This window comes from Bradyrhizobium sp. BWC-3-1 (assembly GCF_032917965.1).
Lineage (GTDB): Bacteria > Pseudomonadota > Alphaproteobacteria > Rhizobiales > Xanthobacteraceae > Bradyrhizobium > Bradyrhizobium canariense_D.
Genome location: NZ_CP136625.1, coordinates 279,991 through 293,351 on the forward strand (window position 1 = coordinate 279,991; position 13,361 = coordinate 293,351).

The window sequence follows — 13,361 nt, forward strand, 5'->3', positions numbered from 1 at the left end:
TTCATTCCTCCGCCTTGAAAGGTCGCGTCATGAGCCCCGAGATCGCGGCGTCGATCGTGCTTCTGCCGGTCAGGATCGATGCGACGGCTTCCGATACTGGCATTTCGATGTTTTGCGAAGCCGCGAGCTCGATCAGTACCGGCGCGGTGAATTCGCCTTCGGCAAGCTTGCCGGCGGGCGGCTGCTCGCTGCGGCCAAGCGACAGGCCGAGCGCAAAATTGCGCGATTGTGGGCTCGAGCAGGTCAGGATCAGATCGCCGAGGCCAGACAAGCCCGTGAGTGTTTCGCTGCGTGCGCCGAGCGCGCGGCCGAGGCGTGTCAGCTCGGCAAAGGCGCGGGTGGTAAGTGCGGCCTGGGCGGAAGCGCCGAGCTTGCGCCCGACCGCGATGCCGACCGCGATCGCCAGCACGTTCTTGGCGGCGCCGCCGATCTCGACGCCGCGGACATCGGTGGAGTGATAGGGCCGGAACGTCGGCGAGCCCAGCGCCTGCACCAGGTGGCTCGCCAAGGCGTCGTCCTTTGCGGCCAGCGTCACCGCCGTCGGCAGGCCACGCGCGACATCGTCGGCAAAGCTCGGGCCCGACAGGATCGCCGGCTGCGCGTGAGGCGCGGCCTCGGCGATCACGTCGGTCATGAATTTATGGGTGCCGTGCTCGATGCCCTTGGCGCAGGCAATGATCGGCACCGGCTTTTCCAGGTGCGAGGCGAGCATGTTGACAGCACCGCGCAGATGCTGCGCGGGCACTGCGATCAGCAGCATGTCCGCGCGTGCGGCGAGGGCCAGGTCGCTCGTGACGATGATCTCCGGCGCAAGCCGCACGCCCGGCAGCCGCGGATTGTCGCGGCTCGATGCGATTCGCGTCGCGTGCTCGGAATTGCGCGCACACAGCGTCACGTTCCGTCCGGCCCGCGCCGCCACCATCGCCAGCGCCGTGCCCCAGGCGCCCGCGCCGATCACCGCGACAGATCGGAACGCTGTCATTGCTAGAATCCCGCGCGTGTCTTGCCGTATCCGGCCGGTGCCGTCGCGTTCGCATCGAGCAGCCAGCGCGCGCGAGGCTGTGCTTCCATCGTGTCGGTCATGCCGAGCGCGAGACGTTCCGCGCCGGCCCAGGCGATCATTGCACCATTGTCGGTGCAGAGCGCCGGCGGCGGCATGATCAATTGTGTTCCGGCTTTCCTCCCAACGTCATGCAGCGCGCCGCGGATCGCCTGATTGGCGGCGACACCGCCGGCCGCCACCAGCGCACGCGGTGCACCGAACTGCTCGCGGAAGAGTTTCAGGCCGACGCTCAGCCGGTCGGCGGTGGAGTCGAGCACGGCGGCCTGGAAGCTCGCGCAGAGATCGTTGACGTCCTGCGGTGTGATCTCGGCCAACCGGCTTGCTTCGTTGCGCACCGCTGTCTTCAATCCCGAGAGTGAGAAGTTGGCGTCGGGGCGTCCCTGCAGCGGCCGCGGAAACGCAAATCGCGCGGCATCGCCGTTGGCTGCCGCGCGCTCGACCTGCGGGCCGCCCGGATAGGGCAGCCCCAGCATCTTCGCCACCTTGTCGAAGGCTTCGCCGATCGCATCGTCGACGGTGGTGCCGAGCCGCACATACTGTCCGACGCCGGTGACGGCAACGATCTGGGTATGGCCGCCCGAGGCGAGAAACAGGCAATAGGGAAATTCGAGTGCGTCGGTCAGGCGCGGTGTCAGCGCATGCGCTTCCAGATGGTTCACCGCGACCAGCGGCGTGTCGTGCACCATCGCGATCGCCTTCGCGGTGGTGAGCCCGACGATGACGCCGCCGATCAGTCCCGGGCCCGCGGCGGCCGCGACACCGTCGAGTTGGGCGAAGTCGATGCCGGCCTCAGTCATGGCGCGGTCGATGATGCCGTCGAGCAGGTCGACATGGGCGCGGGCCGCGATCTCCGGGACCACGCCGCCGAAACGGGCATGCTCCTCGACCTGCGACCACACGATATTGGACAGGATCTTGCCGCTGCCGTCAGGCGCACGCGCGATCACCGCCGCGGCGGTTTCGTCGCAGGTGGTTTCGATGCCCAGTACCAGCATTGGCGAATTGTTATCCAATTTGCGCCCTTCCCGCCCCTTGCGCTCATCCGCAAAGCAGAGTTCTGGTACGTCCGGTAGCATTCCGGGGTCGGCCAACGCAATCGTCACGCGCTGCCGTTCCTCGTGAAAGCGCCACCGCCACGTGGTTCGGGAACACAAGCGATGTCCATTCTTGTCACACGGCCGCATCCCGACAATGAGGCGACGTCGGAAAATCTGCGGGCACGGGGTCATGTGGTGCTGCTCGCGCCGGTGCTCAAGTTCGAGCCGGTCGCCTTCCATGGCGAGAGTGAAACGAGCTACAGCGCCGTCATTGTCACATCGGCCAATGCGATTCGTGGCGTCGCATCGCAATTACCGGACCTTGGTCTCCTGGAGCTGCCGCTGTTTGCCGTCGGCGAGCACACCGCCGCCGCCGGGCGCGATGCCGGTTTTGCCGAGGTGATCGTCGCCGGTGGCGATGCCGCTGCCCTGCGCGACAAGGTGATGCAGAGCGCGCGCGACAAGCGGCTGAAGAAAAAGAGCACGTTGCTCTATCTCGCGGGCGCGGATCTGTCGCGCGACCTCGGCGGGGAGCTGGGCGCCGAAGGCTTCAACGTCATCACGCAGACGACCTATCGAATGGCGCCGGTCAAGCTGTTGCCGCGCGATGTCTGTGAGGGCTTTGCCGCCCATGGGATCGAGGCGGTGCTGCACTACTCCCGGCGCAGCGCGCGGGCTTTCCTGGAGGCCGCGCGGGCGGAAGGTGTCGAAATCTCGGCTCTGGCGATCCCGCAATGCTGCCTTTCCGAGACGGTCGCAGGCGTACTGCGCGAGGCCGGTGCCTCGCAGGTTCTGGTGGCGGCGACGCCGGACGAAAATGCCTTATTTGACACCTTGGAGCGTGCTTTGCGTACCCGTTTGGCGTAAGAGGTCGGGCCGAATCCGACGCAATCGGGTCCGTTCGTTCAGGGCAGGTAAGTGTGAGGAACCGTCACGATGGCCGACGACAAGCCTGAAGACGCAGGATTGGCTCCCGAGTCCGGCCGCGCCAAGCGCATCCCGCCCACCATCGACCTCGAGGCGACGGAAGTCTCGACTCAGCCGCAGCAGGTGACGGGCGAGCCTGAGGCTGGGGCAGCGACCGAACAGGCCGCGCATGAGCAAGCCAAATCTGAAGAGGGCAAGTCTCAAGAGGAAAAGTCTCAAGAGGTAAGGTCCGAAGAAGCTATTGCCGCGCCGCAGCCCGAACCTGCCGAAGAAGAGTCTTCCGTTGCGTCCGCGTCGGTATCGCCGTCGATTTCACCCTGGGTTATCGCTCCGTTCTCCGGCGCCGTCGCAGCCGCAATCGTGATCGCGGTCGGCTGGATGCTGGGCTGGCCTGCCGTGCAGGCGCCGCCGGCTGCTCCGCAAGTGACGGGCGCAACCGTCGAGGCGCTGAGCGGGCGCGTGGCCGCGGTCGAAGCCAAGACGGGCAAGCCGGCCGCCGATCCGGCCATGGTGGCGCGGATCGATGCGCTGGAGAAATCCGCAACGAGCCTGCGCAGCGAGATCGCCAATCTGCGCGCACAATCCGACAAGACTGCCAGCGCCCTAAACGACGCGACATCGGCGCCGCGCGCTGCCGCGCCCGATCTTGCCGCTCTCAACGACCGCCTCGCTCAGCTCGAACGTGCCAGCAAGACCGAACGTGCGGAACTCGCACAGCAAAGCGAGAAGATCGCCGACGCGAAAACGATGGACGACAAGCCGCTGCGCCATGTGGTGGCGGCGGCCCTGCTCGACGTCGCCGTTCGCCATGGCGATGCCTACGAGTCGCAGCTCGCCGCCGCGCGGTCGCTGGCAGCAAAGCCGGAGATGCTGAAGCCGCTCGACACCTTTGCGTCGTCAGGCATTCCGACGCCGGTCGCCTTGAGTCGCGAGCTCCTCAACATCGTGCCAAAATTGTCGCCGCCGGCGGAAGCTCCGGCCAGCGGCACCGGAATCGTCGAGCGCCTTCAGGCGGGGGCGTCGAAACTCGTCCGCATCGAGCGTACCGACGGGGTCGGCAACGATCGCGGCGCGATCGTCGCGCGGGTGACGGCGGCTGCGTTGCGCAACGATTTCGTCGAGGCGCGGCGCGAGTTGAAAACGCTGCCCGAGGCCGATCGTGCACCGGCGCAAGCTTGGCTCGACAAGACCGATGCCCGTGACGCCGCGCTCGCCGCGTCACGCAAATTCGCCGACGCCGCCATGGCGGATCTCGTCAAGCCTGGTCAATAAAGGTTCGCGCAACAATCAGCGCGTATAGGGATCGTCATGCTTCGCATCGTCCTCTTCCTCGTTCTGATCGCACTGGCGGCGGCCGGCGCGGCCTGGGTTGCCGATCAGCCCGGCGACCTCGTCCTGACTGCGGGCGCTTTCCGCGCCACAACGACGCTTCCCCGCTTCGTGTTCTTGCTTGGTCTCTTTGCCGCGGCAGTCGTGCTGGTCTGGAGCCTGCTGACGATGGCCTGGCGCGCTCCGGGGCGTCTGCGCCGCCGTCGTCACGAAAAGCGCCATGCTCGCGGCCGCCACGCCATCACCCACGGCCTGCTTGCGATCGGCCATGGCGACACCGCGCTTGCCCGTCGCCACGCCGATACCGCGCGGCGGCTGGCTGCAAACGATCCGCTCGCGCTTCTCTTGCATGCGCAATCGGCGCAGCTCGAGGGCAATCGCGACGAGGCCCAGCGCGTCTTCCGTGCCATGGCCGAGCGCGAGGACACGCGCCTGCTCGGCCTGCGCGGCCTGTTCATCGAGGCGCAGCGCGCCGACGATGCGGTCGGCGCCGTGATGATCGCCGAGGAAGCGATCAAGCTGTCGCCGTCCTCGACCTGGGCCTCGCATGCGGTGCTCGGCTTCCGCTGCGCGCGCGGCGACTGGAGCGGCGCGCTCGCGATCCTCGATTCGAATCTGTCCGCGGGCCTGATCGACAAGCAGGCCTATCGCCGCCAGCGCGGCGTGCTGCTCGCCGCCCGCGCGCTGGAATTGGAAACAATGGACCGCGACGTCGCGCGCGAGAGCGTGATGCAGGCGGTCAAGCTCGCGCCGACCCTGGTTCCGGCCGCAGTGCTCGCTGCAAAATTCGAGAGCGAGGCGCATCAGGTGCGCCGCGCCATGAAGCTGGTGGAAACCGCCTGGCTCGCCAATCCGCATCCTGATCTTGCGGATGCCTATGCGCATGTGAAGCTCGGCGATTCCGCGCGGCAGCGCCTGCAGCGGGTCGAGACGCTTGCGGCCAAGATTTCTGCCGACAAGGCTGGCTATATCGAGGGCCAGCTGGCGATCGCGCGCGCCGCGATCGATGCGTCCGAGTTTGCCCGTGCGCGCGCGGTGCTGGCGCCTTACGTCAACGATCCCACCCAGCGCGTGGCGTTGCTGATGGCCGAGATCGAGCGGACCGAGCATGGTGACGGCGGCCGGGCCCGCGCCTGGACCTTGCGCGCGGTGCGCGCCCGCCATGATCCGGCCTGGACTGCGGACGGTTATGTCAGCGACCGCTGGCGTCCGGTTTCCCCGGTCACCGGCCGTCTTGACGCCTTCCAGTGGCAAACGCCAGTCGCGAGTCTTCCTTCCGACAAAGGCGCCATGATCGAATCCTCGGCCTTCGAGGAAGCGATGCTGGCGGCTCCGCCGCCGAAGCGGGTGACGGCGGCCCCGAGCGAGAGCCCGGTGGAACCGGCTGTCATGGCGCCGGATCCGGTGCCCGCTCCGCAGGACAATTCGCCGCCCCTTGAAGCCCAGGAAATCTTAAAGGAAGCCGTCGAGGAGACCGCCAAAGAAACCGTCAAGGAAGAGCCGGTCGTCACGCCCGCCGAGCCGCTCAAACCGGCCCCTGAGATCGCCGAATCATCGTCCGCGGCGGCAACGCCGGTGTTCCGGACCCGCGCCGACCTCGGCAAACCTGCACAAGCACCTATTCCCGCCGTCATCCCGATCGTCCGCGCCCCGGATGATCCCGGTATCGACGACGAGGGCCCGAGCGATGAATTTACGGAACAAATCGGCACGCCCAAGGACCACGCAAAGGCCCAGGCCGGCGGCTGGCGCGGATTCTGGTCTCGCTGGGGCGGGTGAGCGGCATATGGGAGCCGGCTCCACCTTGCCAATTCGGGCCATGCCCGATATCAGGAGCGCGCGTAACGGGACCGGCCTCGCGCGGGCCCCGGCACGGTTCGCCGCAATAGCTCAGTTGGTAGAGCACGTCATTCGTAATGACGGGGTCGGGGGTTCGAATCCCTCTTGCGGCACCAGCGCCTTGATTGTCCGGCCCGAAGACATGGGTAACGGAACGTACCTAAGACATGGGTGACAGCCTCGTTGTCGAGACGTTGCAGGGTTTTCTGCTCCAGGTCGAAATATCCCAGATCATAGTGCATGAAGCTGACGAGCCAAATGCTTCGCGGCCCGCGTGTCGCGCGCTTTGGTCATTTGCCTTGGATTGACAGCGCGTCCGGACGGCCGAAACTACAGGCAACGGGGCGGCGCGAGGCAGCATGCACGATATCCTGGTGGTTGGGCTCGTCGCGCTGACGTCCGGCGCCATTGGTCTTCCGTTCTCCCTGCTTCTGCCGTCGGACCAGTTTGCTGGGCGCTCGCGCCGCCGCTTGGTTTCGGCCTTCTCGCCGCAGGTACCGCGGTCCTGTATCTCTCCGGCGTCGCTCCGTGGGTGACGTTGCCTGCGATGGCAATCGCCGGTCTTGTCATTGCCGCTGCAATACGCTTCCCGGCGCTGCGTCGGCGGCCTGAGCCATCGCCCGGACGATGGCTCGCGATGGCGATAGCGATCGCGGCTATCGCGATGGTGTGTCTTGCTCCCGGCTGGACGGAGGCGCGCGCTTCCGCGTTTTCCAGGCCAACGTCTACGATCATATGTTGTACGTGGGATCGTCGGTCTCGTATCGCGTGCTCGACTACGCAACCCTGGCCATCCAGGGCGCGGACGAGCCGAACTCCAATCCAATTTCAGTGATGGCACTGAAGTTCGTCGACTATCGCGGCGCCGTGTCGATGATCCATGCGGCAATCGCCGCTATCAGTCGCGGCGATGTCGTCGATTGCGCCTATCGGTATATGGTCGGCATGCAGCTCAACATGCTGTTTGCCGCGCTGTTCGTCTTTGTCAACGCGCTCTCGATGCGGCGCTGGCTGGCGTTTGCGTGCGCCGTCGCGCTCACGATCGGCTTCTTCGAACAGTACGTCTTCGATATCAACGCCTGGTCTCAACTTGCGACGCAGCCGATCTTCCTGCTTCTGCTCGCATTCGTGGCGTTCGCCTTCGATCGCAATCGCTTTGGGCAAATGCCCAGCTCGATCATGCGGTTGGGAGCGGTCTTTGCGGCGTTGATGACAGGCGCGTTCTTTCTCTATCCGGAATCGCTGACGATCTACGGTCTCGCCGCAGCGGTTGCGGCCGCGATGGGCTGCTGGCATCGCGCCTCGCGCAAGGCCTTGCCCGTGGCTGCGTCAGGCCTGGGGGCAGGTGTGGGAATATCGCTGCTCGCGTGCATCCCGCTCTGGTCCGGCACGGTTGCCTATGTCGTCCGCCAGCTGAGTCATGCAGCGATCAACCCGCCCGACTGGTGGAAATACTATCAGCGCTACCTGTTCGGCAGTGACGCGAACTTTCTCGATGTCATCGGCAGCCCCGACAGTCGTATCGGAGAACTGGCGAACGCCTGGTTCTCATTGCCCGTCGAATCCGCGCTTGCGGGTCTCGGCCTCTATGCGGTGCTGCCGTCGGCGGGTTGGCCCGCCGCGGTGGCGGTTGCGTGGAAATTGCTGCTCTATGGCTTTCTGTTCGTGCTGTTGAGGGGCATCGCAAGAACCGCGTGGACGATCTGGCGCGCCGAGCCGGACGGAAGCGTCGCGCGGCTCCTGGCAGGCAGCCTTGCCGGACGCCTCATGCCGATTGCCATTCTCGCGGCCGGTCATGGTTGGGCCGCGGGCAAGGGCCTGGCCATGGCGACGCCGATGCTCTTCACGCTTGTCATTGCTCCCTTGGCGCGCTTGGTTCCCTTGGCTGCGAATCGGTGGAATCCGGGCGCCGTCGCCGCCGTTGTCGTCGTCGTGGCTGTTCACCTCGGCCTTGGCATGTTGCGGCCGCTGCTGGTGATGCAAGCGGTGGGCGCAAGTCTTCCGGGGCTTCCGACCGCCGCCGCGCAGGTCAACGCGCAAAAGGCGACGTCTCTCGACTGGGACTACAATCGCTTGTCGGCGGACATCAAGAGCTGCAACGCACTCGTCATCGATGTTGCGAATCCGATGATGCACAATTTGTTGCGCCGGCTCGCAGCGGAGCTTCGGGTGCCCTGGGCGGCGCCGCGAATCATGTCCTGGCCCGACACGGCGGGGCGGCCGTATTTTCCCGAAGGTTTTGAAAAGTTCGACTGTCTGGTGGCGTCCGGGCGGCTCACTGCCAATCCGGGGCAGCGGCTGATATCCGTGGCCACAGACCGGTCTTCGCGCGAATTCATGGATGGGCAGCGCAATGAGCTTGAGGTCGGCACGGAAGCCCCGCCGGGGATCGCAACGCGCGGTCTTTTCGGCAAGGAAATCACCCCAGGGGGTGCGCTGCAATGGGCATCACCGAGCGGGCGTCTCGAGATTCCGAACAAGCCTGTGATGCCGGCGCGCACGTTGAAGCTCGAATTGTGGCCCATGCCGATCTGCGGAAACGAGTTCCTGGTCAAGATCAATGGGCGTGAGATCTACAAAGGCGTCGTGCCCGCAGGCCCGTTGTCATTTCCCCTCGATCAGTTTGCAGGCGACGAAACGCTCGTGGTCGAGCTGGACACCAATGCCGTCACGCATTTTCCGGGCGATCCCCGCGACCTCGGTTTTGCGATCCGGGAGCTGAGCGTTCGCCGCTAGCCAATGAACAGATGCGAGGGATGCCGCCGGCGTGATTCGCATCACATTACCTCGATCGCGGCTCCCCTAGTGTCCAGCTCACGCCAAACACGGGGAGATTTCATATGCGCAAGATCATTCTGGTGACCGCCATGGTGCTGGTCTCTGCCTCTGCCCAGGCCGGAGGCCCGCGCAGCCTGTCGCTGTCCGCGGTGAGCGAGCCGGCTTCGGTTCAGCAAACGGCGCCGGCGCTTGCCGCCGCGCCGACGCAGGTGAGCGAAGCAGCGCCTGCCGCCGAAGCTCCGAAATATCTCGATCGCCCGCCGGCGGTGTCGCTCAATGCGCCCGCGGCGGTTGCCACACCCACGACCACGACGGCCTCAGCGCCCGCGACGACGACGCAACCCGCCGCGAAGACAACGGCCAAGGCAGACAAGCCGAAGCACAAGCGCAGCTGGACCGAAGGCCGCATCATCAGCGAGCTGCATCGCCATGGCATCTACTGGTAAGATGCCCGCTCTCAAAAGGATATGGCCGGGACAAGCCCGGCCATCACGCGAGAGTTTTGAATCTGATCGGGCGCGTTACTGCGAAACCGTCTGCACCACGCTCCCGATCGGACGCGCGCTCGAGGTCGGCACCTTTAGGTCCTTCAGCAGCGCCTCGTCATATTCCGGCAGCGACTGGAGGGTCGTCTTGGCCTTCATCTGCACGATCTTGTAGCCGCCGGCCTTCAGCCGCGCGAGCAGCGCGGGCATGGCTTCGCCGGTGTGCTTCTGGAAGTCGTGCATCAGGATGATGCCCTTGCCGAGCTTGTCGAGCCTGGTCATCACGGTCTCGATGATCTTCTCCGGCGTGGCGCCCTTCCTGAAATCGAAGGAGTCGATATCCGTCGAGAACATCGCGACGTTTCGGGTGCCGAAATAGCTCACGATCGCCGGATTGTGCTGGAGCTGCGGGAAGCGGAAGAACGGCGCCGGGTTGGTGCCGAGCGCGTATTTCACCGCGCTAATGCCCTTTTCGACCTCGTCCTTGGCCATCTGCTCGGTCATCTTCTTGCCGTTCAGATTGACGTGCGACCAGGTGTGCGTGCCGACCGTATGGCCCTGGGCCAGCACCTGGCGCAGGATCTCCGGGTGGTAGGTCGCATGCTTGCCGACCGAGAAGAACAGGCCCTTGGCGCATTCGTCCGCGAGCGCCTTCAGTACGGCGGGCGTGTTGACCGGCCAGGGGCCGTCGTCGAACGTCAGCACGACCTCCTTGTCGGTGAGGAAGTCGAACTGCTTGAAATGATCGAAGCCGAAGCCCGGACCGCCGGTGGTGTCGATCTCGACCACGCGGGAGACGCCGAGCGCGTTGGGATTGGCGCAGGTCGATTTCTGCTGAACCGGCATCGGCGCGGGTGCGGGCGCCGGGGCTGCTGCCGCCGGCTTGGCCGCGATCGCGGCCGTGGTCGCGACGTCGTCCTTGGCGGCGAGCTTCGCCTGTGCCGGCAATGGATCGGCGGCACGGGCGGCAATCGTCTTGGGAGCGGCCTGGTCGGCGCGCGAGGAATAATAAAACCAACCGCCGGCGGCAATCACGACCGCCGCAACTACACTGGCCAGCATCAGGCCCAACGCATTACGCATCGCCATTCTTTCCAATTACGCAACCAAACCGGCGGAATTTCCCGCTCGACGAGCCATTAATGCGAAGGAACAGTTAACGTGACACCAACACGACAGCGGATACGAAGGAATTTCAGCGAGGTGCGCCAGCGTGACCGAGGTCACAGAGGGTGAGCCTCCCGTGACCGTCATCACAGTCGGAACTGTTTTGCTGGAGCATGGTCAATCCCATCAACAACGGCGGGCCCGCTTCCGCGGTGCCAATGGGAGCTTCAAATGACCAACTCGCTGAACATCAAGTCCTTAAGTAGCAAGATCCGCGACGTCAGCCTGGCTCTGGGCTTTGCCGCCATCCTCTCGATCGCCTCGACCGGCTCGAGCTTCGCCTTCTCGTCCGAAGCGCAGCAGCAGTGCACCGGCGACGCTTTCCGCCTGTGCTCGTCGGAAATCCCGAACATCCCGAAGATCACGGCGTGCATGATGAAGCATCGTTCGGATCTGAGCGCCGGTTGCCGTGCGGTGATGGACAAGGATCTCGCCAAGGGCGGCGCGTCACGCAAGGTCGCTGACGCCCGGGACAGTCAATAAGAGTCGGTCAGTAACAGCAACGATAGCGTCGTTGCGTCGGTTAGCTCCCCTCGCGATGTGCCCCGGCGTGATGCCGGAGCGCCGCGGCGGCGCAAGCCCGTCTGCCAATAAAGCCGTTGCGGCTTCGGGATCGTCGCTCTAGCTTCGCCCGCACATCTTCCGGGTAAGAGGCATTACGCGATGACCAGATTTCTTTGCATCATTCCATTGATCCTGTTTGCATCGGCTGCGTCAGCGCAGCAGCCCGGTCACGACGCCTGCGCGCGCGACGTCACGCGCTTCTGCCGTCCGGTGATGAACAATGGCGATGGCGCCGTGCTCGCCTGCCTCAAGCAGAACCGTACGCGGCTCACCAAGGGCTGCGACAAGGTGCTGACGGATCACGGGCAGTAAGACGTCGCTACGGACTCGCAAAACCTAAGTGCTGCTTCCCGCCGCAGTGGCGACCACGGGCAGCACCTCACTTGCTGCCTGGTCCGGCGTCTCCTCTTTCCAGCGCACTGAGCCGAACGGACGCTCGAGCATGCGGCGGATCCGCACCGGATCCGGGCCGATGTGGAAATCGATCGCCTCCTGATGCAGCGCGCGTTCGGACTGGGTCGAGCGGTTGCGCTGGCGCAGATAGTCGAGCCAAGTCGGGCAATGATAGCGCTCGGTCCACAATTCGGGATCGGCGATGTCGCGCGCGATCGACCAGCCATAGGCGCCGTTGCGCTGGCGAGAGAGCTGCACGTCCTGCATCACGTTGTGAAAGGCGCGGGCGTTCTCTTGGGCGACGCGGTATTCGATCTCGACCACCAGCGGCCCGCTGCGCGCCGTGAGCGACAGTTTGACTTCCGGATCGGCCAGCAGATCGGCGTCTTCGTTGCGGGCGCCGACGCGCGGCATCGTGAGCCAGATCCCGAGCACCGGCGAGATCAGCATCAGGCCGGCGGCCGTCAGCAGCGCTACCTCGACGCCGGCATAGTCGGTGAGATGGCCCCAACCCCAGGCGCCGATCGCGATGCCGCCGGAAATCGAAGCCTGAAACGCCGCGAGCGAGCGGCCGGCGACCCAGCGCGGCGCCGAGAGCTGCACGCCGATATTGAACAGCGCGATGGCGGCCATCCAGACCGCGCCGGCGAGCACCAGCGCAGCCGCGGTCAGCACCGGCTCGGTGCTCACGGCGAGAGCGGCCATCGCAAACGCCATCGAGATGGTGCAGGCGCGGATCGCGGCTTCGCCGCTCATGCGCTTGCGCAATTCGTGGATGTTGAGCGCGCCGATCACAGCGCCCATTCCGAAGGCGCCGAGCATGATGCCGTAGGTTTGCGCGCCGCCATGCAGCAGATCACGTGCGACCAGCGGCATCAACGCCATGATGGCACCGCCAATCAGGCCCATCACCAGCGTGCGCAACAGCACGATCTTGATCGGCGGCGAATTGGTGATGTAGCGGAAGCCCGATACCATGGCGCGGTTGAGCTTCTCCCGCGGCAGGCGCGAGGGTTCGGTGTTGCGCCGCCAGAGCAGCAGCACCACCAACAGCGGCAAATAGAGGATCGCGTTACACGCGAACGCCGCGACAGCACCGAGTGCGGCGACGATGACACCGCCGACCGCAGGGCCGAAGCTGCGGGCGATGTTGTAGCTGATGCCGTTCAGCGCGACGGCTGACGGCAGTGCATCGGGCGGCACCTGCTCGCTGACCGAGGACTGCCAGGCCGGACCGAACAGTGCGTTGCCGCTGCCGACGACGAAGCAGAAGGCGAGCAGCGTTTCCGGGGAAATGAAGTTGAGCCAGGCCAGGACCGTGAGTGCGGTCGCGCCAGTCAGCGCGATCATGAGCGCGATCAGGGTGACGATACGGCGGTCATACATGTCGGCGATGGCGCCCGCCGGCATCGAGATCAGCATGATCGGCAGCATCAGGGCGGTCTGTACCAGCGCCACCTTGTCCGCCGAGGCCGCCATCTGCGTCATCGCCCAGGCGGCGCCCACGCCCTGGATCAGCAGGCCGAGATTGGAGAGCAGGCTGGCGAGCCAGATGCGCCGGAACACGGTGTACCGTAGCGGCGCCATGATGCCGTCGGCGTCAATTTTCTGACGGTTCGTCTGCTCGGTCATATCCCCTTCCAAATGGGCTGGCAGAAGTGGCGTCGGCGTGGTCTTTGGGCGATTTCGGCAAGTTCAGTGATGCCCGCGAAAGTCCTTCGCTGTCCAGTGGTTAGGCCGGTATAAGCGGTGCACAGAGATGCTTTTGCCGGGGAGGAA

11 protein-coding genes and 1 tRNA gene are annotated in these 13,361 nt (G+C 65.4%); 8 read left to right on the top strand and 4 right to left on the bottom strand.

Going from position 1 to position 13,361, the window contains the following annotated elements; genetic code table 11:
* Position 1: 1 nt before the first annotated feature.
* Both RX329_RS01325 and tsaD read right to left on the bottom strand, forming a co-directional pair.
* Complete coding sequence (locus RX329_RS01325; protein ID WP_018459699.1) at positions 2–982, bottom strand: NAD(P)H-dependent glycerol-3-phosphate dehydrogenase; 981 nt, start codon at positions 980–982, stop codon at positions 2–4.
* A gap of 2 nt (positions 983–984) precedes the next feature.
* Positions 985–2,058: a tRNA (adenosine(37)-N6)-threonylcarbamoyltransferase complex transferase subunit TsaD gene (gene tsaD / locus RX329_RS01330; RefSeq protein WP_085359615.1), complete on the bottom strand. Its 1,074-nt coding sequence runs from the start codon at positions 2,056–2,058 to the stop codon at positions 985–987.
* Between the two features lie 162 nt (positions 2,059–2,220).
* Here tsaD and RX329_RS01335 point away from each other — a divergent pair, with 162 nt between their 5' ends.
* The 6 genes from RX329_RS01335 (at position 2,221) to RX329_RS01360 (ending at position 9,419) form a co-directional block, all read left to right on the top strand.
* On the top strand, positions 2,221–2,967 hold the full coding sequence (locus tag RX329_RS01335) for a uroporphyrinogen-III synthase (RefSeq protein WP_085359617.1): 747 nt from the start codon (positions 2,221–2,223) through the stop codon (positions 2,965–2,967).
* A gap of 69 nt (positions 2,968–3,036) precedes the next feature.
* Positions 3,037–4,299, top strand: a complete 1,263-nt coding sequence (locus tag RX329_RS01340) for a COG4223 family protein (protein ID WP_085359619.1) — start codon at positions 3,037–3,039, stop codon at positions 4,297–4,299.
* Positions 4,300–4,335: 36 nt separating this feature from the next.
* On the top strand, positions 4,336–6,135 hold the full coding sequence (locus RX329_RS01345) for a heme biosynthesis HemY N-terminal domain-containing protein (protein ID WP_085359621.1): 1,800 nt from the start codon (positions 4,336–4,338) through the stop codon (positions 6,133–6,135).
* Positions 6,136–6,235: 100 nt separating this feature from the next.
* Positions 6,236–6,311, top strand: a tRNA-Thr gene (locus tag RX329_RS01350).
* Positions 6,312–6,822: 511 nt separating this feature from the next.
* On the top strand, positions 6,823–8,931 hold the full coding sequence (locus tag RX329_RS01355) for a hypothetical protein (protein WP_317245492.1): 2,109 nt from the start codon (positions 6,823–6,825) through the stop codon (positions 8,929–8,931).
* Between the two features lie 104 nt (positions 8,932–9,035).
* Complete coding sequence (locus tag RX329_RS01360; protein ID WP_085348532.1) at positions 9,036–9,419, top strand: hypothetical protein; 384 nt, start codon at positions 9,036–9,038, stop codon at positions 9,417–9,419.
* 75 nt (positions 9,420–9,494) lie between these two features.
* Here RX329_RS01360 and RX329_RS01365 read toward each other — a convergent pair whose 3' ends face one another.
* A complete protein-coding gene (locus RX329_RS01365; protein ID WP_085359671.1) occupies positions 9,495–10,541 on the bottom strand; it encodes a polysaccharide deacetylase family protein in 1,047 nt (348 codons plus the stop codon).
* Positions 10,542–10,796: 255 nt separating this feature from the next.
* Here RX329_RS01365 and RX329_RS01370 point away from each other — a divergent pair, with 255 nt between their 5' ends.
* Together RX329_RS01370 and RX329_RS01375 are read left to right on the top strand one after the other, a co-directional pair.
* Positions 10,797–11,108 carry a hypothetical protein gene (locus tag RX329_RS01370; protein ID WP_085359625.1) on the top strand — a complete coding sequence of 104 codons (312 nt, stop codon included), beginning with the start codon at positions 10,797–10,799 and terminating at the stop codon, positions 11,106–11,108.
* A 180-nt stretch (positions 11,109–11,288) separates the two neighbouring features.
* A complete protein-coding gene (locus RX329_RS01375; RefSeq protein WP_085348531.1) occupies positions 11,289–11,501 on the top strand; it encodes a hypothetical protein in 213 nt (70 codons plus the stop codon).
* Between the two features lie 24 nt (positions 11,502–11,525).
* Here RX329_RS01375 and RX329_RS01380 read toward each other — a convergent pair whose 3' ends face one another.
* Positions 11,526–13,214 (bottom strand): MFS transporter, encoded by a 1,689-nt coding sequence (locus RX329_RS01380; protein WP_018459736.1) that lies wholly within the window; start codon positions 13,212–13,214, stop codon positions 11,526–11,528.
* Positions 13,215–13,361 lie beyond the last annotated feature (147 nt).